20 protein-coding genes are annotated in these 23,978 nt (G+C 68.3%); 10 read left to right on the top strand and 10 right to left on the bottom strand.

Annotated elements, in window-relative coordinates; all coding sequences use genetic code 11:
- Positions 1-70: 70 nt before the first annotated feature.
- The 6 genes from ACFVTE_RS10160 to ACFVTE_RS10185 form a co-directional block, all read right to left on the bottom strand.
- Positions 71-1,012: an endonuclease domain-containing protein gene (locus ACFVTE_RS10160; RefSeq protein ID WP_387099830.1), complete on the bottom strand. Its 942-nt coding sequence runs from the start codon at positions 1,010-1,012 to the stop codon at positions 71-73.
- Between the two features lie 159 nt (positions 1,013-1,171).
- Positions 1,172-2,125, bottom strand: a complete 954-nt coding sequence (locus ACFVTE_RS10165; RefSeq protein WP_387099833.1) for a lipid II:glycine glycyltransferase FemX — start codon at positions 2,123-2,125, stop codon at positions 1,172-1,174.
- 6 nt (positions 2,126-2,131) lie between these two features.
- Complete coding sequence (manA, locus tag ACFVTE_RS10170) at positions 2,132-3,382, bottom strand: mannose-6-phosphate isomerase, class I (RefSeq protein ID WP_387099836.1); 1,251 nt, start codon at positions 3,380-3,382, stop codon at positions 2,132-2,134.
- Between the two features lie 32 nt (positions 3,383-3,414).
- Positions 3,415-5,079, bottom strand: a complete 1,665-nt coding sequence (locus tag ACFVTE_RS10175; RefSeq protein WP_387099839.1) for an LCP family protein — start codon at positions 5,077-5,079, stop codon at positions 3,415-3,417.
- A 9-nt stretch (positions 5,080-5,088) separates the two neighbouring features.
- Complete coding sequence (gene purE, locus ACFVTE_RS10180) at positions 5,089-5,676, bottom strand: 5-(carboxyamino)imidazole ribonucleotide mutase (RefSeq protein ID WP_387099842.1); 588 nt, start codon at positions 5,674-5,676, stop codon at positions 5,089-5,091.
- Positions 5,673-6,818 (bottom strand): 5-(carboxyamino)imidazole ribonucleotide synthase, encoded by a 1,146-nt coding sequence (locus ACFVTE_RS10185; protein ID WP_387100498.1) that lies wholly within the window; start codon positions 6,816-6,818, stop codon positions 5,673-5,675. Before ACFVTE_RS10185 ends, purE begins: the two co-directional genes overlap by 4 nt.
- A 243-nt stretch (positions 6,819-7,061) precedes the next feature.
- Between ACFVTE_RS10185 and ACFVTE_RS10190 the strand changes: the two genes are divergently transcribed.
- A complete protein-coding gene (locus tag ACFVTE_RS10190) occupies positions 7,062-7,628 on the top strand; it encodes a GtrA family protein (protein ID WP_387099845.1) in 567 nt (188 codons plus the stop codon).
- A 7-nt stretch (positions 7,629-7,635) separates the two neighbouring features.
- On the opposite strand, the gene ACFVTE_RS10195 is transcribed toward ACFVTE_RS10190, so the two are convergent.
- Positions 7,636-8,334, bottom strand: a complete 699-nt coding sequence (locus tag ACFVTE_RS10195; protein ID WP_387099848.1) for a TIGR03089 family protein — start codon at positions 8,332-8,334, stop codon at positions 7,636-7,638.
- A 349-nt stretch (positions 8,335-8,683) separates the two neighbouring features.
- On the opposite strand from ACFVTE_RS10195, the gene ACFVTE_RS10200 reads away from it, so the two are divergent.
- The 3 genes from ACFVTE_RS10200 to ACFVTE_RS10210 are packed head-to-tail and all read left to right on the top strand — an operon-like array spanning position 8,684 to position 14,326.
- A complete protein-coding gene (locus tag ACFVTE_RS10200; RefSeq protein WP_387099851.1) occupies positions 8,684-9,244 on the top strand; it encodes a WhiB family transcriptional regulator in 561 nt (186 codons plus the stop codon).
- Between the two features lie 29 nt (positions 9,245-9,273).
- A complete protein-coding gene (locus tag ACFVTE_RS10205; protein ID WP_387099853.1) occupies positions 9,274-12,621 on the top strand; it encodes a glycosyltransferase family 2 protein in 3,348 nt (1,115 codons plus the stop codon).
- Entirely contained in the window at positions 12,614-14,326 is a 1,713-nt protein-coding gene (locus tag ACFVTE_RS10210; RefSeq protein ID WP_387099856.1) for a DUF5719 family protein, read from the top strand. The genes ACFVTE_RS10205 and ACFVTE_RS10210 overlap by 8 nt, the downstream gene beginning before the upstream one ends.
- A 96-nt stretch (positions 14,327-14,422) precedes the next feature.
- Here the strand turns inward: ACFVTE_RS10210 and ACFVTE_RS10215 are convergent, their stop codons facing one another.
- The gene (locus tag ACFVTE_RS10215; protein WP_387099859.1) at positions 14,423-14,935 is read right to left on the bottom strand and encodes a metallopeptidase family protein; all 513 of its coding nucleotides are present in this window, start codon (positions 14,933-14,935) and stop codon (positions 14,423-14,425) included.
- Between the two features lie 122 nt (positions 14,936-15,057).
- On the opposite strand from ACFVTE_RS10215, the gene ACFVTE_RS10220 reads away from it, so the two are divergent.
- The 4 genes from ACFVTE_RS10220 to ACFVTE_RS10235 all read left to right on the top strand — a co-directional run bounded on the left by ACFVTE_RS10220 (position 15,058) and on the right by ACFVTE_RS10235 (position 18,694).
- On the top strand, positions 15,058-15,441 hold the full coding sequence (locus ACFVTE_RS10220) for a DUF3499 domain-containing protein (protein ID WP_387099861.1): 384 nt from the start codon (positions 15,058-15,060) through the stop codon (positions 15,439-15,441).
- Positions 15,442-15,535: 94 nt separating this feature from the next.
- Positions 15,536-15,775 carry a Trm112 family protein gene (locus tag ACFVTE_RS10225; RefSeq protein ID WP_387099864.1) on the top strand — a complete coding sequence of 80 codons (240 nt, stop codon included), beginning with the start codon at positions 15,536-15,538 and terminating at the stop codon, positions 15,773-15,775.
- A 52-nt stretch (positions 15,776-15,827) separates the two neighbouring features.
- On the top strand, positions 15,828-17,309 hold the full coding sequence (ahcY, locus tag ACFVTE_RS10230; RefSeq protein WP_387099867.1) for an adenosylhomocysteinase: 1,482 nt from the start codon (positions 15,828-15,830) through the stop codon (positions 17,307-17,309).
- Positions 17,310-17,461: 152 nt separating this feature from the next.
- On the top strand, positions 17,462-18,694 hold the full coding sequence (locus ACFVTE_RS10235; RefSeq protein WP_387099870.1) for an Ig-like domain-containing protein: 1,233 nt from the start codon (positions 17,462-17,464) through the stop codon (positions 18,692-18,694).
- Between the two features lie 27 nt (positions 18,695-18,721).
- Here ACFVTE_RS10235 and ACFVTE_RS10240 read toward each other — a convergent pair whose 3' ends face one another.
- Positions 18,722-19,534, bottom strand: coding sequence for an RDD family protein (locus tag ACFVTE_RS10240; protein ID WP_387099873.1), 813 nt, complete (start codon positions 19,532-19,534; stop codon positions 18,722-18,724).
- Positions 19,535-19,603: 69 nt separating this feature from the next.
- Between ACFVTE_RS10240 and ACFVTE_RS10245 the strand changes: the two genes are divergently transcribed.
- Together ACFVTE_RS10245 and ACFVTE_RS10250 are read left to right on the top strand one after the other, a co-directional pair.
- A complete protein-coding gene (locus ACFVTE_RS10245; RefSeq protein WP_387099876.1) occupies positions 19,604-20,596 on the top strand; it encodes a stage II sporulation protein M in 993 nt (330 codons plus the stop codon).
- 155 nt (positions 20,597-20,751) lie between these two features.
- Complete coding sequence (locus tag ACFVTE_RS10250) at positions 20,752-22,080, top strand: TIGR01906 family membrane protein (protein ID WP_387099879.1); 1,329 nt, start codon at positions 20,752-20,754, stop codon at positions 22,078-22,080.
- A 55-nt stretch (positions 22,081-22,135) separates the two neighbouring features.
- Here ACFVTE_RS10250 and ACFVTE_RS10255 read toward each other — a convergent pair whose 3' ends face one another.
- The gene (locus ACFVTE_RS10255) at positions 22,136-23,965 is read right to left on the bottom strand and encodes an AMP-dependent synthetase/ligase (protein ID WP_387099882.1); all 1,830 of its coding nucleotides are present in this window, start codon (positions 23,963-23,965) and stop codon (positions 22,136-22,138) included.
- Between the last annotated feature and the right edge of the window lie 13 nt (positions 23,966-23,978).

Genomic DNA, 23,978 nt, shown 5'->3' on the forward strand with positions numbered 1-23,978 from the left:
GTTGTGGCCCCGAATCCACCCGGATCCGGGGCCACAACTGTACGTTCGCGCGAGTCCCCCCCGGGGATTCCTAGGCTCCGGATGCCTGGCGCCGGAGCTGTCCCTGCAGTGTTGCCCGGACCTTCTCGAGAACGAACGGCTTGTCGCCGTCGAGATCGTCCTTGAATATTCTGAGCTCCGTCCACCCCAGCCGTTCCGTGATTTCCTTGCGCTTCCTGTCGCGAGCTGCCTGAATGGGATCCGAATGGTGCCCGCCGTCGTATTGCAGTGCGAGGCGGTGCTCCGGATAGGCGGCGTCCGGCCACACCGCCGGTTGGCCCCAACTGTTGTGGATGACATGGTTCAGAACCGGTTCGCCGAGCCTGGTGCGGGCAAGAACCAGCCGCATGCGGGTCTCCTGCGGCGAGTCGGCCCCTACGCGGATCTCGGGGAGTGCCAGCCGTGCAGTCTTGATTCCCCGCATGCCCGGGTGTGAAGCCACCATCCGGCGTAGGTCCTCAATTGCTGCCAGCGGAGTCCGCGGCAGAGGGAATTCGGGTCCGTGCGCAACCACCACCGAATCGCCCGCGGCTACCAGTTCGTCGACGGTGAACAGGCTTGCGAGATCCAGCCACGTCCTTGCCGGTGAGGTGACCCGGACGCCGTCGTGAATCACCACCTCGCCGGGCTTGAAAGTCAGGCGGTGGCCAACGACGTTCCGCCGGCGGGGCTTACTGCAGCCTCTCTCACGCGCGACATGGATGCGCCAGTCTTCCTGCATCCAGCCGGGTAGGCCAAGATCCCAGATGCGTGCACCGGAGTGGTGGGTGAGGGTAGACGCGTCGTCCAATGCGGTATAGGCGCGCAGGTTGGCGCCAGTGGTGGCATCTGCGCCGAGTGGAACGCGGATCCCGCGCGAGGGTACGGCCAGGTCCGGTTGGCGCTGGCGCTTCCGGGACACGCCGCACGAGGCAGCTTCGGGGCTAGTGAATGACCCCGCCGCCAGCTGGTGGGGCAGTTCTGAGAGAGCCATGCTCCAGTGTGTACCGGACGGAGGGCCATCAGGACGTTATCCACAGGCACAAATCCCGGAGCTGGCGCGAACGTACACTTGTGGCCCCAAAACCACAGGTATTTGGGGCCACAAGTGTACGTTCGCGCTCGAGGGAGGGGCTTAAGTGTACGTTCGCGCTTAGCGGGTGGGGCGCTTGAGAAGGGACTTGATGCCGTCGCGGAGTTTGCGGGCCGCCTGGTAGGCAGCGTAGCGGGGCCGGTTGATGGGCAGGTCCCACGTGCCGGGGTAAGCGATCTCGCGTCCGCCGAAGGACTTCTTGAACGCGGTGAACCCTGCCCACTTGTGGTCCGGCTGGTCGGCCGGGGCCACGCCCCACAGGTCCACGTGCTTCAGGCCCTTCTCCTGGGCGTCGGCCATGAGCGTCACGAGGAGGGGAATGCCCGCGCTGAGCTTGCGGTGGGTGTCATCCATGGCCGCGTGGGCGTAGGTCCGGGTGTCCGCGGAATCGTAGGCCAGTGCTGCCGCCACCGGGCCGCCGTGCAGGTCGGCGATGAACAGCGTTGCTGCGCCCGCCGGCATGAGGGACTGGGCCACCTGCGTCAGGTACTCGTCACTTTGCGGCTTGAAGCCGTTCCGCCGTGCCGTCATGTGCAGGAAGTTCAGCAGCACCCGGATGTCCTCGGGATCTTGCGTGGCGCGGAACGTGACGCCCTTCTTGTGGATGTTCCGGTACAGGTTGCGGTTGACCGGCTTCATCTCCGCCAGGACGTCCTTGAAGTCCCGGTCCAGGTCCACGATCCAGCTGAGCTCGGGCTGCTGGTTCACCGGGGCAGGCTGCAGGCCGCGGTTCCGCAGCGTCCCGGGCGCACTTTCAGGATCGAGACCCACCGGCTCGATCCGGACAAACACGGCGCCGCAGGACTTGGCCAGCGTGCGGAGGGCGGCCAGCGCGGCGTCGAACGCCTCAACGGACCCGGCCACCGGACCGTACGGCGCATACAGGACCTTGCCCGCCGGGTTCTTCTCCTCGATGGCCAGGAAGCTCCAGCCGGGACCGGACTGCCGGTGCACGTGGCGTCCCAGGGACTTCTGGAAATCCTCCCAGGCCTTCGTTTGCAGGAAATATTCCACAGCTGGTCAGGCCTTTGTCGAGGTGGTCACGGCGAAGGCCACGGCGTTCTCCGTGGCCCCGGACACGGGGTGGACATTGACGGGGGCTTCGGCGGCCGGCAGGAACGCGCTTGCGCCGTGGCCCAGCTGAAGGTCGCCCTTCGGCGAGTCAAGGATTACGGAACCGGCGACGACGATGACCACCGCGGCGCCCGACTGCGCCAGCGGCACCGGCTCACCGTCCGGCCGCAGTTCGATCCGCTGGAGCTGGAACTCCCGGAAGGGCGGGAAGTAGAGTTCCTGACCGAGTTCGGAGGTTTCCGCCCGGAGCATGGGGAGGCCCACCGATTCGAAGACGATCGTGTTCAGCAGCTCGGGAATGTCGATGAACTTGGGTGTCAGGCCACCGCGGAGCACGTTGTCCGAGGACGCCATCACCTCGACACCCACGCCGTGCAGGTAGGCGTGGACCTTGCCTGCCGGGAGGTAAACGGCGTCGCCGGGCTGCAGCGACAGGCGGTTGAGCAGCAGGGAAATCAGAACGCCGGGATCGCCCGGATATTCGCCGTTGAGGCTCAGTACCGTGGACAGCTCCAGCTGGTAGGGGGCCATGGGCGCACCGGAGGCCAGCGCATCGACCACCCGGGACGTGGCTTCGCTGACTGCCTCGCCGCCGGCGATCAGCCGTTCGAAAGCAGACCGTAGGGCCTTCTCCTCCTCGGGCTGCGAGAGGTCGTCAATGACGTCCTTCAGAACCTGCGGGACGCCGTTCCCGGGAAGCTCAAGGCAGCCTGCCAGGTGGAGGAAGATGTCACGGGACTTCTCCGGTGCACGGAATCCGCACAGCGACTCGAACGGGGTCAGCGCGAAAATCATTTCCGGCTTGTGGTTGTCGTCATGGTAGCTGCGGTTCGCCGCGTCGGCCGGAATGCCGGCCTCGTTCTCGCGGGCGTAGCCGGCCCTGGCCTGCTCAAGGCTCGGGTGCACCTGCAGCGACAGCGGCTTCGCGGCGGCGAGGATTTTGGCCAGGAACGGCAGCCGCGGACCGAACTCGGCCACCGAAGCCGCACCCAGGAAATGCTCCGGGTCCTCACCGATTAGTGCGTCCAGCGGCGTCGTCGTGCCGTCCGGCCGGATGGCCACCGACGGCGAGTCAGGATGGGCGCCGATCCACAGTTCGGCTTCCGGACCACCGGATTCCGGCCGGCCCAGCAGGCCGGCGATCGCCGTCGTCGAGCCCCATGCATACCGCCGCAGGACATTGTCTATCTGGTACACGCCTCGTGTCCCCCCTCGTTTGGTGAAAATGCTCAAAGCGGTGCGCACTGGCCGTTGGTGGCCACAAGGTCGCGGATGGCCTGTTCGTTGCCCTCGCGCTTGAACTGGTTCAGCATCGCTTCCGTGATCGGTTCCCCCTCGGGGGTGGTGGTCACCGGGGTGAAGTCCGACGACGACGACGGTGCCGGTGAGGGGGTGGTGGCCGGAAGCCCGGCCATGGGACCAACGGCGCCTGCGGCGGAGAGCCGGCTGCCGGGAACAGTTCCCGGCTGCAGCACGGTGTCTTCCTGCACCGTGTCTTCCGTCGCGGCGGCGGCCGGCGATTCTGAACTGGCGGACGCGAGCAGCTTCTTGACCCGGTCATGGATCTGGTCGAAGTCGGGCACCGTCGAGAAGGACGCGTCGAAGTCCGGCGGCCCGATGGTGAGCCGTTTGATGTCCTGGCCCTTCGCCTTCATGGCGAGGTCCACAAAACTGCCGAGCTGGCTGGCGGAGATGTTGGAATCCACCACCTTGGTGCCGGCGTTGGCGATGTCCTCGAACTTGGCCAGCAGGGTTGCCGGATCCAGCTGTTTCAGCATGGCCTGCTGGACGCACTGCTGCCGCGCGATCCGGGCGTAGTCGTCCACGAACTCGCGGGACCGGCCATACCAGAGGGCGTGGTATCCGTCGAGCTTCTGGTCGCCGGCCGGGATCCAGCCCAGGGGCATGCCGTGGATGCCGTTGGCCTCGTCGATCATGTCGCCGCTGATGGGCACCCAGCCGCCGGCCTTGATCCGGATGCCGCCCATCGCGTCAATCAGCTTCGCGAAGCCGTCCATGTCCACCAGCACGTACGCCTGCACAGTGATGCCGAGCGTGCCGGAAACTGCCTCAAGGGTTGCCTGCGCTCCGGGATCCGCGACCCCCGGGTACAGGTCCTTGTGCTCGTTCGTGACCTCGGTGTTGATGGCGTTGATGAGGCATTCGTCGCCGCAGTTGTAGCCGTCAGGGTAGATCTTCCGCATCGGAGAACCCTCGCTGAACCGCGCGTTCTGCAGGTTGCGCGGCACCGAGATGATGGCGGTCTGGCCGGATTTGGCGTCAACGCTGAGCACGGACAGGCTGTCCGGGCGCCGGCCGGTGCGGTCCGCGCCGGCGTCACCGCCCATCATGAGGAAGTTGTAGCGGCCGTCCACCGGGTCGATGGCGGGGCCGTTGGCGTTGAAGATGCTGCCGATGGCGTTCCGGCTGACGTTGAGCAGGTACGCCGCGTAGCCCAGCGATCCGCTGCTCACCACCATCGCGAGGACAAGGGCAACCACGACCGCGGGCCGCATCTTGGCGGGCAGCAGCACCGGCCGGATGAGCCGCAAAGTGTTGACGAACAGCACCAGCCAGCCCACTGCCAGCGCGGCCAGGACCAGGACGATGAGCAGCGAGGCAACCGGATTGGTGATGATGTTGATCAGCAGGGTCCGGTTGGCGAACAGCAGTACCAGGGCAAGGACCGCGAGCAGCCAGGCGCTGAGGGTAACGCGCAGGGCGATCCGGCCCAGCTTGCGGTCCCCGGCCACGATCTGGGCGCTTCCGGGCACCAGCAGCGTGAGCAGGATCAGCAGGAACGCGCGCTTGGTCCGGACGGGTTCAGCAGCGCTCGACGGGTTGCGGACGGGATCCGTCAGGGGGCCCGTGGACGGCAGTTCGGTGTTGGACATGGCAGATCCCTATCGGCTGCTCCGCAGAGCCACGTTTGAGTCGGAGAAGACCTCGTTGACTTTCTGGCGGAGGTTGGCGCCCTTCCGGCTCGCCACGTCGTTGAGTTCCTGTGCAAAGTCCAGGAGCTCCGTGCGGAGGCGGGCGGCGAGGTCATCGGTGCCGGCGGCCAGCATACGGACGGCCAGCAGGCCTGCGTTCCGCGCCCCGGCGATGGAGACCGTGGCCACCGGGACCCCGGCGGGCATCTGCACGATGGAGAGCAGGGAGTCCATGCCGTCCAGGGTCTTGAGCGGGACCGGCACGCCGATCACCGGCAGGGGAGTGACTGACGCCAGCATGCCCGGAAGGTGCGCGGCACCGCCGGCGCCGGCAATGATCACGCGGAGGCCGCGCTCGTGCGCCGTCTGTCCGTAGCGGATCATCTCGGTGGGCATGCGGTGGGCGGAGACAACGTCCGCCTCGAAGGGAATGCCGAACTCGGCGAGGGCGTCAGCCGCCGCTTCCATGACGGGCCAGTCCGAATCCGAGCCCATGACGAGGCCTACAAGAGGGGAGGGGGCACCGGCGTCCGGGGCTGCTGCGGGTTCGGGGCTCATGGGGTCTCCTCGGGGGTGCCTGTTGCCGCCGCCGGCAGGCGGCCGTCGCGGATGATGTTGGCCACAGTGGTGGCGCGATGGCGGAGCGAGTCGACGTCCGCGGCGGACGCGCCCACCAGGTTGACGTGGCCGATTTTCCGGCCGGGACGCACGGATTTGCCGTAGCAGTGCACCTTGGCGGCCGGTTCTGCCGCCAGTGCGGCCGGGAAGGCGGAGAAGAGGTCCTGGTTGTCGCCGCCCAGGAAGTTCTTCATCACAGCGACCTGGCCCAGGACGTCCGTGGCACCGAGCGGCAGGTTCAGGACCGCCCGCAGGTGCTGTTCGAACTGGCTGGTGACGGAGCCGTCCTGCGTCCAGTGTCCCGTGTTGTGGGGCCGCATCGCCAATTCGTTGATCAGGAACCCGGCGCCGCTGCCGGGCGTCTCGAACATTTCCACGGCCATGACGCCGGTGACGCCGAGCTCGTTCGCGATCCGGAGGGCAGCCTCCTCGGCGGCCGCAGCGACCTCGAGGGAGATGTTCTGTGCCGGCGCGATCACCTCGTCGCAGACGCCGTCCACCTGGATGGTGTGGACCACCGGCCAGGCACGGGATGCCCCGTCCGGGGTGCGGGCAACAAGTGCCGAAAGCTCGCGGCTGAACTCGACCTTGGCCTCGGCGAGGAGCGGGCTCATGGACTCGAACCAGTCCGCGGTCTCCGCAGCCTCCTCGGGGGAGCCGACGATGCGCACGCCCTTTCCGTCGTAGCCGCCGCGCGGGGTCTTGAGCACCACGGGCCAGCCGATCCGGTCCCCGAAGCTGACCAGGCCGGCGACGTCGTCCACCGCGGCCCATTCGGGGTTGGGCAGCTCGAGGCGGTCAATGGCGGCGCGCATGACCAGCTTGTCCTGGGCGTTGACCAGCGCGTCAGGGCCGGGCTGGACGTTGACCCCCGCTTCGATCAGGGCATAGAGGTGGTCACCCGGGACGTGCTCGTGGTCAAACGTCATCACGTCAAGGCCCTTGGAGAATTCCATCAGGGCGTCGAGGTCCTTGTAGTCGCCCACGGGGGCGTTGGGGACAGCGGAGACCGCGGATACGTCTTCGCCTTCGGCCAAAACACGGAGTTCAAAGCCCAGGGCGGTGGCGGCAGGGGCCATCATGCGCGCAAGCTGGCCGCCGCCAACCACGCCGATTACTGGAAAAGTCACATGTTCCAGCCTACAGAAAAGGAGCGCGGTTGCCGTCTTTCGTGGCTTGAAGCTCCCCAAGTCGCACGATTTTTGGCGGCGCGGCCGCGGATGGGACCGTCCAGTGCCGGGTGCTCTGAGGATACTCCCGGGAAACGGGGCTAAAATGGGAGCTTGGCCCAACGGCCCCCAGTATTCAGACGGCCACGGAGGGTCATGATTAACACACTTGCAGAGCGCATCCGGGGACTCGCCTCGCTTTTCTGGCGCGAGGTGGCGAAGTTCGGTGCCGTGGGCGGTGTGGCGTTTGTCATTGACAACGGGCTGACTTACTACCTGATGCACGGACCCATGACGGACAGCGAGGCCAAGGCCCGCTTTGTGGGCGCCACCGTCGCCACCGTGTTCTCCTGGATCGCCAACCGCCTCTGGACGTTCCGGCACCGCCGCCAGGCCAACGTGCTCCGTGAATTCCTGATGTTCATCCTCATCAACGGCATCGGCATCGGCATCTCCACCGGGTTTACGGCCCTGGCAAAGTACTCGCTGGGCGTCACGGACAAGAACATGCTCTTCGCCGCGGGCGTCGTGGGCATTCTTGTGGCCACGGTGGTCCGCTTCTTTGCCTACCGGTTCCTCGTCTTCAACCAGGAACTGGACCAGGAGCCGGAGTTCTCGCACGACCACGAGATCATCGAGGTCCACCACCACACCGCCCGGCCGGCGGAGCGCGTCCTGGAACCGGAGGTGGACGACCCCGAGCGGCCCGTCCGCCCGAGCTAGGTCCACCTCACTCGCCGTGGATGCGCTCCGCTGCGAGAAGTTTCTCCGTCAGTTCCACGTCGCCGTGGACCAGCACCACCGAGCCGTCGCTCTTCCACGCGCCGAGGGCGTTGGCCAGCGCCGACTCGAGGCCGTCGGCCGCGCGCACCAGCAGCCTCGCGCTCGGCTCGTGTCCGGCGGCAAACTCCGCCAGGAGGGCCTCGTGGCGGACGGCTGAACCCGCTGAGCTGCGGACGGCGGGAGCCCCCGGATCGGGGTCATTGTGGGCCATGAACACGTCGCCGTGGGATCGGACCTCCGCGGCATAGTCGAGGACTCCTGCAGGCAGTTCCCCGGGCCACCGCATTGCCAGCGCCGGCAGGGGAACCGCAACAACCGCGTCGAATCCGTCCTCTGCCGCGTCCGGTTCAGCGGTGGCGAGCAGGTCCGCGTCGCCGGAGCCGAGCACCACCTCCATGCCCAGCTGCCAGGCGGCAAGGGCCCAGATGATGGATTTCCAGTGCGCGGGAAGGTCGAGCCGGAGGCGCATTCCCGGTTCGGCGTCGAGTTCGTCCTGAAGCAGGTTGCTGGTCTTCGCGACCCAGTTGTCCAGCACGCGCCCGGAGAGTTCCACCCGCTCCGCGTCGGGGCCGTACCAGGTCAGGCGCGGCGAGGTGGAGTGGCCCGAGCGCAGGGCCGTCATGAGGTCAGTGGCCGGGATGTTCATGGCTTCATCTTGCCACGCCTTCTGGCGTGATCTCCGGCACAGCAGTTTGTAACGTCGTTTGCCTTAACCTCGCGGCACGAGGAAGAATTGCCGGAATTGCGCCCGCGCCAGGCCGGATACTAAGGTTGCTGTCAAATCCCGTATCTGTCCAGCGCGGTGCTGAAAAATAATTCCCGGGCGTGGCGCGCCCGCTGATCGGCCAGCGTATTGATTATTATTCCGTCGCGGCTTGACTCCCCTTACTTACACGCGTGTAATTAGGTATCGAAAAGCCGCGGCGAACTCTCAGGAACTCCACGTAGTGTCCTGAACGTCGGGCCGGGGGCCGCACTACTCAGGAGGGGACGCCATGGGGCAAGCGGAGCGTATGCATGATGATGCTGTTATGGCCGGCCAGGCCACAGCAAAGTACAGGTCTCGGGGAGTACCCAGCGACTGGTACGTAGATCCGGCCGATCCGGACGCCGCAGAGCGGTACAACCAGGACACGTCTGCCTCGCTGCAGGACCAGGCCACGGCCTTCCTGGCGCAGCATGACGCCCTCCAGAATGAATCCCTGCTGGCCGGTCAGCCGGAGCAGGATGAGGATGATCTTGATCCCCCCATGGAGATCCGGAACCCGGCATCCTCCACCCTGGCGCAGCCGGTGTGGATCGGTTTGCCCCTGGGGCAGGATTTCGACGACGAAGGCGAGCTTGGGTGGCAGACCGACGCCCTGTGCGCGCAGACAGATCCGGAGGCCTTCTTCCCGGAAAAGGGCGGTTCCACACGGGACGCCAAGAAAGTCTGCGGAGCATGCAGCGTGCGGTCGCAGTGCCTTGAATATGCACTGGCGAATGACGAACGGTTCGGGATTTGGGGTGGCCTCTCCGAGCGTGAGCGCCGACGGCTGAGGAAGCGAGCGGTCTAATTCTTCAGGAAGTACACGTCACTGCCGTTGTGGTAGCCCACAACGGCAGTGATTATTTGCCCAGGACACTTTCAGCGCTGGCCGGACAGACCCGGCCGGCGGACACCGTGATCGGGGTGGATACCGGCTCACAGGACACTTCAGCCGCCCTGCTGCAGCGCGCCCTTGGCGAGGCCAACGTCATCACCGCCAATGGCGGCAGGACGGGGATGGGCGCCGCGGTGCGGGCCGGCCTGTCCGCCCTGGCCCCGTGGAAACCGCAGGGCACACACGACCGGTCCGAATGGATCTGGCTCCTGCACGACGATGCGGCACCTGCCCCCGAGGCGCTGGCCGAGCTGCTGCACGCCGTGGAGCGTGCCCCTTCCGTTACTGTCGCAGGCTGCAAGCAACTGGACTGGAACGCCAAAAGGCGACTGATCGACGTCGGGCTTTCCACCAGCCGCTGGGCCGAACGCCTCACGCTGATCGAGGCGGACGAACTCGACCAGGGCCAGTACGACGGACGTTCCGACACCTTCGCCGTCAATTCCGCCGGCATGCTGGTCCGGCGGGACATCTGGGAGCACCTTAAAGGCTTTGACCCCGCGCTTCCCGGCACAGGCGACGACGTCGACTTCTGCTGGCGCAACCGGCTGGCCGGACACCGCGTGGTGGTGGTTCCCAGCGCGAGGATGTTCCACGTCTCCCACCGGCCGCATGCCCTCGGTACGGCCTCGGCCGCGCGCCGGGCACAGGTTCACCTACGGCTTAAGCACGCACCGCTGTGGGCACTGCCGCTGCACGCCGTCGGCGCTCTCCTCGGGAGCCTGCTCCGGCTGGTCTTCAGCATCGCCGTAAAGGATCCCGGGTACGGTTTTTCGCAGCTCCTGGCCACCGCCGCGGCCCTCGCCAGGCCCGCCGCCCTCGCCCGCGGACGGCGCAACGCTGCCCGCACGCGCCGCGTCCGCCGTTCCGTGGTGAAATCGCTGCAGACCGAGCGTCGAGAAGTGTGGGGCCACCGGCGCTCGCTGATGGAAGCCCTGGGCGCGGACGATGCACGGGCCTCCGAGGACAGCAATGACCCGCTGGAGGAGCAGCCCAGCGGCGATTCGACGGATGACTTCGCAGCCCTGTCCACCAATGAGCGGGGCTGGGTGGGCAACGGCGCGGTCGCCGCCGGCATTCTTGCCGCAGCGGCGTCCTTCGCCGGCCTTGCCGCGCTTTTCCAGGCCGACGCCGCCGCCGGCGGGGCGCTCCTTCCGGTCTCAGCCCGGCTCGAGGATATCTGGCACCATGCCTCCAGCTGGTGGATCGGGCTGGGCGCCGGACTCCCCGGGCACGGCGACCCCTTCGGCTACGTCCTCTGGATCCTTGGGCTGCTGGGCGGAGGCAACGCCAACGGTGCCGTCATCTGGCTGCTCCTGCTGGCCATGCCGCTCTCCGGCCTGACTGCCTGGTTCGCTGCCGGCGCCCTGACCTCGTACCGCCGCTTCCGGCTTGCGGCTGCCCTGGTCTGGGCGGCAGCGCCCGCCCTGCAGGTGGCCGTCAATCAGGGGCGCATCGGGGCCCTGCTCGCGCACCTTCTGATGCCGCTGCTGGTCCTGGCGCTGCTGCGGGCCACCGGCTCGGCCTTCGGCCGCGGCCGCTTCGCGCCGGTTCCGGCCGGCAGCCCCGCGGACCAGCCGCCGGCCAAGCCCGGAGTCAATGGCACGCCGTCATGGACGGCGGCCGCAGCCGCCGGGCTGGCACTGGCGGCCATCACCGCCGCCGCACCCTCGCTCCTGCTGCCGGCCGCCGTCGTCATCATTCTCCTGAGCCTGCTGCTGGGAAAGCGCGGACGCACGCTGTGGTGGGCACTGCTGCCGAGCGCTGCGCTGTTTGTGCCGTTTGCGCTGTCCACCCTCGACCGGCCCCGGGCGCTGTTGGCCGATCCCGGACTTCCGCTGCCGTTCGACGGCGCCCCGGTATGGCAGCAGATCCTGGGCCAGCCGCTCAGCTTCGACCCCGCCGGCGGCCTTGCCGGACTGGCGCTCTTTTCCGGCGGCTCCGTCCCGTGGGCGTTGCTCCTGGCCCTTCTGGTCGGAGCCCCGCTGCTGGCGCTGGCCGTGGCCGCGCTCTTCGTTCCGCTCCGTGTCCACGCGGGCCGCCGCGGCCGCATCGCCAGAGTCCTCTGGGTGGCGGCACTCGTGGTCCTGGCCGGCGGGTGGCTGGCGGCGCACGTGGCCACCGGGGCCGGCGCCCAGTCGCTCGTGGTGCCATTCACCGGTCCGGCCGTTTCCGCTGCCGTTTTCGCGCTGCTTGGAGCGGCCATCATCGGCGGCGACGGTCTGCTGACACTCGCCGGTGCCGCACCGGACAGCGTGACCCGTGACGGGGGAGCGCGGCCCAGTGCCGTGGCCCGCGGTGCCGCGGCGCTGGCGCTGGTGCTCCTCCTCGCCGGGCCGCTGGCCGCGCTGGCGGCCTGGACGGTGCAGAATGTGGTGCAGCCGGCCGACGCCGCGGTGCACGCTGACACGGCGGACCTCGGGACGCCCCGGCTCATTGGCCCCACTGACCCGCGGATGCTGCCCGCCACCGCCGTGGACCGCGGCGAGGGCCCGGAGCAGACCCGGACGCTGCTGATCAGCACCGGCGAGGACGGAACGTACAGTGCCACCCTGATGCGCGGGGGAGGCACCACGCTGGACAGCCTCTCCACCATCGCCGCCGCCCGGAACATCCTGGGCAACCCCGGGCAGGAATCGGTCCGCGACGACGACGAGGTCACCTCGGCGCTTCGCACCAGCGTCGCCACCCTGGTGGCCGCCCGCGGCGTCGACCCGCGGCCCGAACTGGAGCGACTCGGCGTCGGATTCGTCGTCCTGCGCTCCGCGGACACGGCCGCCCAGCTGACCGCCAGCCGGATGGACGCGGTTCCCGGGCTGACCGCCGTCGGTGCTACAGACTCAGGCTGGCTCTGGCGTGTGACACCCCTGAACGACGCCGTCCTCCAGCCGGCCGACGTCGCACACCGGGTACGCATTGTGGACAGCAAGGGCGCCACGGTCGGGCTGGTTCCCTCGGATCTGACCGGCGCGCAGGCGGCGGTGCCCAAGGGGCCGGAGGGCCGGCTGCTGGTGCTCGCCGAGCGGGCGGATCCCGGCTGGACCGCCTGGCTCGACGGGCGCAAACTGACCTCCACCACCTCCGGCTGGTCCCAGGCCTTCACGCTGCCTCCGCAGGCAGGCCAGGTGACAGTCAGGTACGAAAGCCCCTGGGCGCTCTGGTCCGGCATCCTGCAGGCCGCCGTCATCGGACTGACCGTCCTGCTGGCGCTGCCGATGCCGGCGCGGCGCCCCAACACCGGCCTGTCCAGGGACGAAGGCTCCCTGCGTAAGGAATACCAGAATGCATGAGGAAGAGAACGACGGCGGGGCTCCGGCTAAGCAGGGCAGCGGAGCGGCAGCCCGGGCTAAAGGAAGAAGCGCGGCCGGCCGCAGCGCTTCAAGAACCAGCGCGTCCGGGTCCCGGTCCGGCGGCGCCACCCGTATTGCCGGCCGGCGCGGCGTCGTGGCCGGGGTGCTCTCCGGTGCGGTCATCCTTGCCGCCGGCGGAGGCGTTGTCGCAGGAGCCACCCTGGCGCCGAAGCCGTCGACGGCCAAGCCCCTCGTCGCGGCGGAAGCGGCGGTGCCGGCCGGAAGCGTCCAGGACGTCTGCCCCGCTCCGGCGCGGCTCCTCGAAGGAACACCGGTAGGAACCGACCCGCAGTTCAGCCCCGAGTCCGCCACGGCCAAGAGTGCCGTGTCCGCGGCCGTAATCAGCTCGGCGGGCGGCAGCCTTCCCGGCAGCGTGCTGTCCACGCTGAAAGGGTCCGAGCTGCAGCGGATCGCCAAGGAGCCGGCCTCGGCGACGGCTCCCGCAGGCTCCTCCGGAGTGCTCGCCGGGGTCGTCGAAGGGCAGGCTGTGGACGATGTCAGCATGCTGTCCGCCGACGCCCTCGCTAACCGGCAGCCTGCGGCCGCAGCCCTCATGGCCTACACGGCAACGGACGGGGACCTGCAGGGTTCGGCCGCTGCCGTTTGCCAGACCCCCTCCAACGACCTTTGGCTCAGCGGCGCCAACACCGCGGTGGGCCGCAGCAGCGTCATCCACCTCACCAACGCCTCCACCACCCCCGCAACGGTGAACCTTGAGCTGTACGGAAAGGCCGGCCAGATCAAGGCCTCGGGCAGCCGCGGCCTGCTGGTGGGACCGAAGTCGACGCGCTCAATCGTCTTGGCCGGTCTCGCTCCCGGTGAAGAACGGCTGAGCGTCCACGTCCGGAGCTCGGGCGGGCCCGTCAGCGCCTTCATCCAGCAGAGTGTGCTCCGCGGGCTGACCTCCGGCGGCGTGGATTTCATCGCGCCCGGAACATCTGCGGCGCCGTCCCAGGTGATGACGGGCATCGACATCCAGGACGCCGGGGACGTGAAGTCACTCACCGGTGAATCCGGTTTTGACGACGCCGGCCCGTCGCTGCAGATCACCGTGCCCGGCCCGTCGGACGCCGTGGTGGAGGTGAAGCTGTTTGGCCGCGCCGGGCAGCAGGCCCTCCCGCGCGGAGGCGTTGTCACCGCGAAGGCCGGCACCGTCACCGAGGTGCCCCTGGCCGGCGTTCCCGCCGGCAAGTACACCGTTTCCGCCACATCGGACGTCAGTATCGTGGCAGCCGCACGGGTGAGCCGGGGCCTGAAGGCCAGCCAGAGCCTGGACTTCGCGTGGTCGCCGGCCAGCGCCCAGCTGGGCAGCCAGCACGTGGTCCCGCTTCCCCAGGGCGGTGAGCGGGAGCTGGTCTTTGGCGCCCTGGACGACAGGGCCACCATCTCCTACACCCCGATCACGGCGGACGGGAAGCTCCGTGCCGCGGCCACGGCAGACATCGCCGCCGGTACCACCACGTCCCTCAAGGCAGCCGACGAGATCGGCAACTCGGCAGTCGTCGGCTATCTCGTGTCCGCCTCCGGCGGAGCGGCCTACGGCGCTGTGCTGATGGAACGGGAAGGCCGGAACGATGTGTCCACGGTGGCCATTGCCCCGGGCGCAGAAGGACAGGAAAAAGTGCCAGTGACGCTGGGCTACTAGCCGCCGACGCGGGCCGGCCGAAACACTCCGGCCCGGAAGGCGCCGGCGGAAATGCCGGTGGTGAAAGTGGGCGGTGAAAACCCGGCCCGGCCGCGCTCAGTAGCGCCGGCGGTATACCGGGTCCAGCGTTTCCGGGGCCACGCCCAGCATCTCGGCGGTGTGCTCCACCACCACGTCATGCACCAGGTCCTGGAGTTCCTCCTTGACGGGGCAGGCCTGCTCAACCACGCGGCGGTACAGCGTGATGATGGGGCCCTCGTCCTCGGTGGCGGGGGTGTAGCAGCCCAGCGGAGGTGGCGAACCCTCGGCGAGCAGCTGTTCCAGGTTCGGCGGAATCTCATCCACGGCGAACCGGACGCCGTCGAGCGGCTTGCCCCAGATGTCATGGAGCCGCTGGGCGGAGTCCATGACGAGTTCATCGAACCGTTCCGAGCGGCTTCGGTAGCCGGGAAGCGTGGGCAGCAGCAGTTCGCCCCGGAGGCCGCGGCCGTGCCGGTTGCGCCGGCGCTGTGTGAAGCTCCGGCCAGCGGGGGTCCCGGCAGCGTCCCGGGGCGTTTCCGGGTCAGCCAACCGGACCGTAAAACCCGAAGCATGGTGCGATGACTGCATATACAGACTTTAGACCCGCCGAATGATTTGCGCGACATAACCGGACCGGTGCGCCGCCGCCGTGGCGCGGGCCGTTCGTCAATGTCGGGAAAACCGACTGAGGCGGAGTATTCTGTGTTTTCGTGGGTGCAATACGTCAGTGTTCCAGGTCAGCCTGCCGCCAGTCTGCGGTGGCAACTTTGACGTACGTTTACGCGGACTCCACCGCTGTCCTCGGCCCGCTGGCAACCTACGCGGAGCCGCACTGCTACGACCTGTGCGAGCAGCATGCGGGTTCGCTGACCGTCCCGCGGGGCTGGGAAGTGCTCCGCCTGGCCATGCCTTCGCAGCCGCCCCAACCGGGCCCCGACGACCTTCTCGCCCTGGCCGACGCCGTCCGTGAGGCTGCGTCCCGCCCGGCGGTCCCGGCTGCAGGTCAGCGCGCCGCTCACTCGGCGCTGGAAGCGCCGGCTGCCACCGAAGGCACCCGGCGCGGCCACCTGCGCATCCTGCGCGAACCCTCCTGACGCCGGCGCGGACCGTCCTGGCGCCGAACTGGCGGTAGGCTGGAAGCTGAAATCCGTCAGCCACAGTGCTTGTGCCCAGCAGGGAGCCTCCACCATGCCAAAGATCAGTCCTGAACTGTTGTCCGTTCTGCGGTGCCCGGTCACCGGATCGGCTCTGACCCAGGAGGGCGAGGAACTCGTCTCCACATCGGCGGCGGAGGGCGGCGAACGGGTGCGGTACGCGATCGAAGACGGCATTCCGCTGTTGCTTCCCCCCGAACTGCGCGCCGCAGCCACGGCCGCCCGGTCGGACCAGCACGACGCCGGCGACGCAGCGGCCGCCCCCACCGCCTAACACCCAGCCAGCACCGCAGAAGGCCAGACGCCGGATACAGCAAAGGATTCACATGACGTTCGATTACAAGGTTGCCGACATTTCCCTGGCCGAGGCCGGGCGCCACCAGATCCGCCTCGCCGAGCACGAGATGCCGGGACTCATGTCGCTGCGCCAGGAATTCGGGGCCAGCCAGCCCCTCAAGGGAGCCCGCATCGCCGGGTCGCTGCACATGACCGTGCAGACCGCAGTGCTCATCGAGACCCTTACGGCCCTCGGCGCCGAGGTCCGCTGGGCTTCCTGCAACATCTTCTCCACCCAGGATGAGGCCGCCGCAGCCGTCGTGGTTGGCACCGGCACCGTGGAGGACCCGCAGGGCGTTCCCGTGTTCGCCTGGAAGGGCGAAACGCTGGAGGAATACTGGTGGACCGCCGAGCAGATCCTCACCTGGCCCGGTGCTGACACGAACCCCGAGCTGGGCCCGAACATGATTCTCGACGACGGCGGCGACGCCACCCTGCTGCTGCACCGCGGCGTGGAGTTTGAAGCAGCCGGGGCCGTTCCGGCCGCCGCAGCCAACGACCCCGAGGAATACGGGATTGTCCTGGACGTCCTGCGCCGGACGCTGGCCGAGGATCCGAAGAAGTGGACCCGGCTCGCCGCCGGCATCCACGGCGTCAGCGAGGAAACCACCACGGGCGTGCACCGCCTCTACCAGCTCGCCGAACAGGGCAACCTGCTCTTCCCGGCGATCAACGTCAACGACTCCGTGACGAAGAGCAAGTTCGACAACAAGTACGGCATCCGGCACTCCCTGCCGGACGGCCTCAATCGGGCCACCGATGTCCTCATCGGCGGCAAGGTCGCCGTCGTCTGCGGTTACGGCGACGTCGGCAAGGGTGCCGCCGAGGCGCTCCGAGGCCAGGGCGCCCGCGTGATCGTCACCGAAATCGACCCCATCTGCGCACTCCAGGCCGCCATGGACGGCTACCAGGTGGCCAAGCTGGAGAGCGTGCTGGACCAGGGCGACATCTTCATCACCACCACGGGCAACAAGGACGTCATCATGGCCGAGCACATGGCCGGCATGAAGAACAAGGCCATCGTGGGCAACATCGGGCACTTCGACAACGAGATCGACATGGCAGGCCTCGCCCGGATCCCGGGCATCCGGAAGGTCGTGATCAAGCCCCAGGTCCACGAATGGGTCTTCGGCGGCGACTCGGCGGACAGCACCCGGTCCATCATCGTGCTGTCCGAAGGGCGCCTGCTGAACCTCGGCAACGCCACCGGCCACCCGTCGTTCGTCATGAGCAACTCCTTCGCCAACCAGACCATCGCCCAGATCGAGCTGTTCACCAAGAAGGACCAGCCCGAAGGCGAGCGGGAATACGAAAACCAGGTCTACGTGCTGCCCAAGATCCTGGACGAGAAGGTGGCGCGCCTGCACCTCGATGCCCTGGGCGTGGAGCTGACCGAGCTGTCCAAGGACCAGGCCGAGTACCTGGACGTGGACGTGGCCGGTCCCTTCAAGCCGGAGCACTACCGCTACTAGCAGCGGCGCCTTACACAGCACCCCGGCGCGCCGTGGCACTCCACGGGGGCCGGGTTAGCTGTGCCGTGCGATAAAATTGACTGGTCAGCGTTACCGCTGGGCACACGGACGGATGCCGATCGGCAGCCCGGTAGGGCACGGAGAAACCAGTCATGACGGAAAAGAACAACCGGAAAACCGGCAAGATCATCGCCGTCATTGCCATTTGCGCTGCGGTTGCGGCCGGCGGAATCGGCGTCGCCACCGCCCCTGGCTGGGCCAACCCCGCGCCCCAGTCCGAAGCCTCCAGCCCCGTCCGCAACGAGCCCGGCCTGGCCACCCCCGTCGTCAAGGCCGTGGAGCTCGGTGTGACACCGCTCGACGGCGCCAAGGGCGTCAACCCCGCGGTGGCGCCCTCCGTCAAGGCCGTCAATGGCCGCGTCCAGGACGTTGTGCTGGAGCCAGCCGCCGGGGGAGAGGCCGTCAAGGGCACTGTCAGCCCTGACGGCAGCACGTGGACGGCCGTCGACCCGCTGGCCTTCAACACCCCGTACAACTACAGCTACACCATCGTGGATGGGGCGGGCCGGGAAACCAAGAAGGTCCAGACCTTCACCACAGTGGAGCCCGCCAACGAGGCGGACGCCGCCGTGTACCCGGAGAACGGCTCCACGGTGGGCGCCGGACAGCCCATCGATATCGTCTTCAGCGAGCCCGTCACCAACAAGGCTGCGGTTGAAAAGGCCGTCAAGATCACCGTCTCCTCGAAGCAGCCCGTGGCCTGGCACTGGTACTCGGACCAGAAGGTCCGCATCCGCCCCGAGAAGTTCTGGGCTTCAAACAGCCAGGTCACCGTGGACATGAAGCTGTTCGGGGTGGACTTCGGCAACGGCATGATCGGCAACTTCAACGCCAAGGTGCAGTTCAAGGTGGGCCAGCAGCGCCTGGCGGTGGTGGACGACAACACCAAGACCATGAAGGTCTACTTCGACGGCAAGCTGGTCAGGACCGCGCCCGTTACTCTCGGCGGCTCCGACTGGCTTTCCCCGTCCGGCTACGCCGTGATCATGGAGCAGGAACGGCACTCCAAGTTCAACGCCGGAAGCATCGGCCTGAAGCCCGGCGACAAGGGCTACTACCCGCCGCTGACCGTGGAGTACGCCAACAGGCTCACGTCCTCCGGCGTCTACGTCCACCAGGCGCTCGAGTCCGCATGGGGCTACGTGGGCGTATCCAACGTCTCGCACGGCTGTGTCGGGCTGCTGCCGGTGGACGCCGCCTGGTTCTTCAACAACATGAAGTCCGGCGACGTCGTCCAGGTCCTGAACACCGGGGCTGCGCCGGTCGAGCCGCTCGAGGGCTACGGCGACTGGAACATCCCCTGGGCCCAGTACACGAAGCGCTGACGCGCCGCGCCAAACGCCAAGGCAGTATCAGCTGTCCCGCGTCACCGTGAACGGCAGCCGGTGCAGCCGTTCCCCGATCCGGTTGCTTTCCGTGCGCGCCGCGCCCAGCCGGCGGAGTTCGCGCGCGCGGCGTTCGGCCAGCACCGCAGCCAGGTAGTCATCGGGAGTGGTTCCCGGCGGCGGTGACGGTGCCACATACCCGGACATCTCGGTGGCGAGGGCCGCGGCCATGCCGCTGCGCGACAACGGCGACATCCGCGGCGCCTGGCGCATGAACTGCGCGGCACGGCGTCCGAGGGCATCCGGAATCCGGCCGATGTCCGCGGCGTTTGCCCAGGCGGCCAGATGGCGCGGCATGACAGGGACGATCGTGGGCTCCACGGGGACCCGGCGCCGCAGTGAGTAGGTGCCGGCCACGATGTCGCCCAGCCGGCGGGACCTGCCGTCGAAGAGGGCGACGGCGATGGCAACGCCGCCGAAGGTCAGGTAGATCTCCAGGAAGCCGATCAGCGCCCTGATGACGGCATGGCGGAAACGGATGGCCCCGCCGTCGTCACGCACTATCCTCAGCCCGGCCGCCAGCTTCCCGAGCGAGAGGCCCCGGGTCAGGGTCTCCACGGTTGCCGGGATGATGACGAAGCACAGCACCACGCTGACCAGGGTGAGCGCCGTGGCGGCGGCCTCGTCCAGCTCATCCCGGGCCGCGCCCATTGCCATCAGGATGGCTATCAGCAGCGCCGTATGCACCACGACGTCGAGCAGCAGGCCGAGTGAGCGTGCAGCGAAGGACGCCGGACGGAGTTCGAGGACGACTGCCTCGCCTGTGATGAGTGGACTCAATTCCTGCCCCGTACGTCGTTCCGGCCACCGGTCGCCTAAGTCTAGTTCTCCGCAGGCTAGGGTAGGAGCGTGGACATGGACGCCTTCTCCGCCGTCAACTCGGACACGTGGTCGCGGCTGCATCACCTGGCGAACAAGCGGCGCCTGAACGGTGCCGACGCCGACGAACTGCTGCGCCTGTACCAGGTCACCTCCGCCCACCTGTCCCTGCTGCGTTCCACCGGGCCGGAAAGCGGCCTGTCCGCGTCCCTGTCTGCCACGCTGGCGCAGGCGCGCACCCGCTTCACCGGTGCGCGGTCGAACTTCATGGAGGACCTGGCCCAGTTCTTTGTGCTCTCGCTCCCGGCCGCCCTGTACCGGATCCGCTGGCTGACCGTGGCCTGCGGCGCCGCGTTCTGCCTTGTAGGCTGCGCCTTTGCCCTGTGGATTGGCACCTCGCCAGAGGCCCTGCGGGCCGTTGCCTCGGAAGCGGAAGTCCAGCGGTACGTGGAGCAGGACTTTATCGACTACTACTCGGAGAACCCGGCGGCGTCATTCGCCGGCGCCGTCTGGACCAACAACGCCTGGATCAGCGCCCAGGCCGTGGCACTGGGCATCACCGGATTCTGGGTGCCCATGATCCTGTTCACCAACGCCCAGGGCGTTGGCGTGGCCGCCGGAATGTTCGCCGCGGTGGGAAAGACGGACGTGTTCTTCAGCTACATCCTGCCGCACGGCCTGATGGAGCTGACGGCGGTGTTCGTGGCCTGCGCGGCCGGGCTGAGAATCTTCTGGGCCATGGTGTCGCCGGGCAACCGGACCCGGTCGCGCGCCGTCGCGACAGAAGGCCGGTCCATGATCACGGTGGCGCTGGGCCTGGTCCTCGTGCTGTTCGTCTCGGGCCTCGTGGAGGGCTTTGTTACGCCCAGCGCATTGCCGGTATGGGCGAAAATCAGTATCGGCGCGGCAGTGCTGGCGGCATACTGGTTGTATGTGCTGGTGTGCGGCGGACGGGCCTACCGCTCCGGCGCCCGCGGCGACCTCGGCAGCCAGGACACCGGCTCAACAGAACTTGCAGCCTGAATATTACTGCCTGCCGATTATTCACGCAGGTGGCGGGGTGGCACATCGCGGTGCCGGAGCGGCTGACGGTAGGCTCTTGGGGAGATACAGAGCGCTGCGTGGCCCGGCATTCCCGGTGACCATGGAGTGTGGACGCCTACGGAAGTGAAGCTGCAGTGAAAGACAATACTCCGACACCGTCCGGACGCCTTGATCCGCGGCTGGATCCGGCGGCGAACCCCGCCCTGGATCCCGCGGAGGACACCGACGAGCCGGCGTTTGAATGGATGAAGCCCGCGCCTGCAGCGCGCGCCGCCGAGGGGGAGGGCGCCGCCGGTGCTGCCTCCCCCTCCGCAGCACGTCCGGCCGCCGGTGCCGCTGCAAACCGGCCGGCTGGTTCTGCTTCACATCCGGCGGCCGGTTCCGCAGCGGCCGGTTCACCTGCGGCCGGTTCCGCTGGGGTCCAGCCGGAAAGCCGTGCCGACCGCAAGGCGGCGGAGGCGGCTGCCGCCGGGAACGCCGAAACCGAACCGGACGCTGAGCCCGGCCGGATCGCGCCGGCAGGCCAGGACGCTGGCTCGGGACGGACCGCGGACATGCGCCAGCCTGCCCGTTCCTCCGCCATGGGCACGCACTACAGCGAGCCGCTCCCCACATCGGCGCTGCAGGTCCGTCCCCCGCAGGAGGAAGTGGAGCGCCGCAACGCGGAGCGCGAGCAGGCAGCCAGGGCCAAGCCGGTGCTGCCGCGGTTCCTCCAGGTCCTGCTGGCCATCTTCTACCCGGTGATCCTCCTGGTCCTGGCCGTGCGCGCCGTGACCAGCCCGCTCTTCCTCTGGGTCGAGTACCACCGGCCCGGCTTCCCCGGGGACGGCTACGGCTTCAACGCGGACGACCGCATGACCTACGGCTCCTACGCCGTGGACTACCTGAGTAACTGGTCCGGTCCGCGCTACCTCGGTGAACTGATCAACCGCAGCGGCGAAAAGCTGTTCAAGGACGGCGAGGTCAGCCACATGGCCGACGTCAAGCTCGTCTTCCTGTCCGCCTTCGGAGCCGGGGCACTGCTGGTCCTGGTCAGCATCATCGCGATTATCTACCTGCGGCGGCGCACGCCGGGCGGTGTCCGCCGGGGGCTGTTCGCCGGCTCCATTGTGACGCTGGTGCTCATCATCGGCCTGGGCACCCTGGCCGCCCTCGGCTGGCAGCAGTTCTTCACCGAGTTCCACCGCATCTTCTTTGCCGCCGGTTCCTGGACGTTTGCGCTGGAGGACACGCTCATCCGGCTCTTCCCCGGGCAGTTCTGGATCGACGCCGGCCTGGTCATCGCCGCGCTTGTCCTGATCACGGCCGTGGTGACGCTGATCCTGACCTGGCCCACCCGCAGGCGCCGCGGCCTGGCCCCGGCCCGGAAGGGTCGCAAGGGCGGCGACGCGGAGGACAGCGACGTCAAGGACGACGCCGACGACGTTCCGGAGAATGGCACAGCCCGGCCCGTCAACCTGTGACGCCCGGCCGTCGGTGGCCAGGTAGCAGTACTGGTGACCGGGCCGGAAGGCCTGTTCAGCCGTACAGCTGCTCGATTTCCGCTTCAAAGTCCTTGACGACGGCGGCCCTCTTGAGTTTGAGGGAGGGTGTCAGGTGCCCGGACTCCACGGTGAAGGCGGCATCCAGTATCCGGAACTTGCGGATGGATTCGGCCTTGGACACGAGGCTGTTGGCTTGGTCCACCGCTTCCTGGATGGCGGTGCGCACCGCGGGGTCCGTCCGGGCTTCCGCTGGGCTGAGCAGCCGAACGCTGTTCGCCGTGCACCACTGCTCGAGGCCCTCGGGGTCGAGGTTGACCAGGGCAGCAACGAACGGCTTCCCGTCACCGACCACCACGGCGTGGCCCACGAGCTGGTGTTCGCGGATCTTCTCCTCAAGCGGCCCGGGAGCCACGTTCTTTCCGGCGGCGGTGACCAGCAGGTCCTTTTTGCGTCCCGTGATGGTGAGGAACCCGTCGGCGTCCAGCGAGCCCAGGTCCCCGGTATGGAAGAAGCCGTCCTTGAACGCCTCGGCGTTGGCCGCCTCGTTGGCGTGGTAGCCCTTGAACACGCCAATGCCACGGACCAGGACCTCACCGTCCTCGGCGATGCGGATGGTGGTGCCCGGCGCCGGGATCCCCACCGTGCCCACCCGTGCGAGGCGGGCGGTGTTCACCGTGCACGGCGCGGTGGTCTCCGTCAGCCCGTAGCCTTCGAGCACGGCGATCCCCGCACCCCGAAAGAAGTGCGCGTCGCGCGCGTTGAGCGGGCTGGCTCCGGAAACGGCGTACTTCATGCTGCCGCCGAACACCTGGCGCAGCCGGGGATACACAAGACGGTCGAACAGCGCGTGCTGCGCCCGCAGCACGGCCCCCGGACCGCGGCCCTTCCCGCGTGCGGCGGCGTCCAGTGCCTCCGAGTATCGGACGGCCACCCCTGAGGCGGCACTGAACAGCCGCGACTTACCCGCGGCCTTCGCTTTCTGTTCCGCTCCGGCATGGACCTTCTCGAAGATGCGGGGGACAGCCAGCAGGAAGGTCGGCTTGAACGTTCCCAGGTCATCCAGCAGTTGCGCGGTGCCGGAGGTGTGGCCGAGGGTCACTCCGGCCGTGAGGCACACCACCTGCACGGCCCGGGCCAGCACGTGGGCCAGCGGCAGGAACATCAGGGTCCTGGCGTTCTCCTGCTGCAGCAGCTCGGGCAGGAACGCCACGATGTTCCTGGCCACGAGGGCGAAGTTGCCGTGCGTGATCTCGCAGCCCTTGGGCCGGCCGGTGGTGCCGGAGGTGTAGACGAGGGAGGCGACGTCCCGCAGCGCGGCTGCCGTGCGGTGCCGCTCCAGTTCGGCGTCTGACACCCCGGCCCCCGCGGCGGCGAGGCTGGCCAGGTTGGGGGCTTCGCCGTCGTAATCCATCCGGAACACCGGCACTAGGCGGCCGGCGAGCACGCTGGAGGCGGACAGGACCTGGTCCAGCAGCGCCGCCTTCTGGCGGTCCTCCGCGAAGACCCGCCCGGCGCCGGAGTCGGACAGGATCCACTCCACCTGGCTCGCCGAGGAGGTTTCGTAGATGGGCACGGTCACGCCGCCGGCAAACCAGATGGCGAAGTCCACCAGCGTCCACTCGTAGCGGGTGGCGGAGAGCACGGCCACGGTGTCCCCGGGTGCCAGGCCGCCGGCAATGAGGCCTTTGGCCAGGGCGGTGACCTGGTCAAGAAAGTGCCCGGCGGTGACGTTCTGCCAGCCGCCGGCATCCCGGCGGGCGTAGACGGCATGCGAAGGATTGTGCCGGTAGCAGTCCAGGAGCAGGTCGGTGACGTTGCTGCTGTCCTCCAGGGCAACCATCAGTTCCGTGCTTGCTTCCCTCACAGGCGGGTCTCCA

The sequence above is a fragment of the Arthrobacter sp. NPDC058097 genome, from assembly GCF_042884885.1.
In the GTDB taxonomy this organism is placed as follows: domain Bacteria; phylum Actinomycetota; class Actinomycetes; order Actinomycetales; family Micrococcaceae; genus Arthrobacter.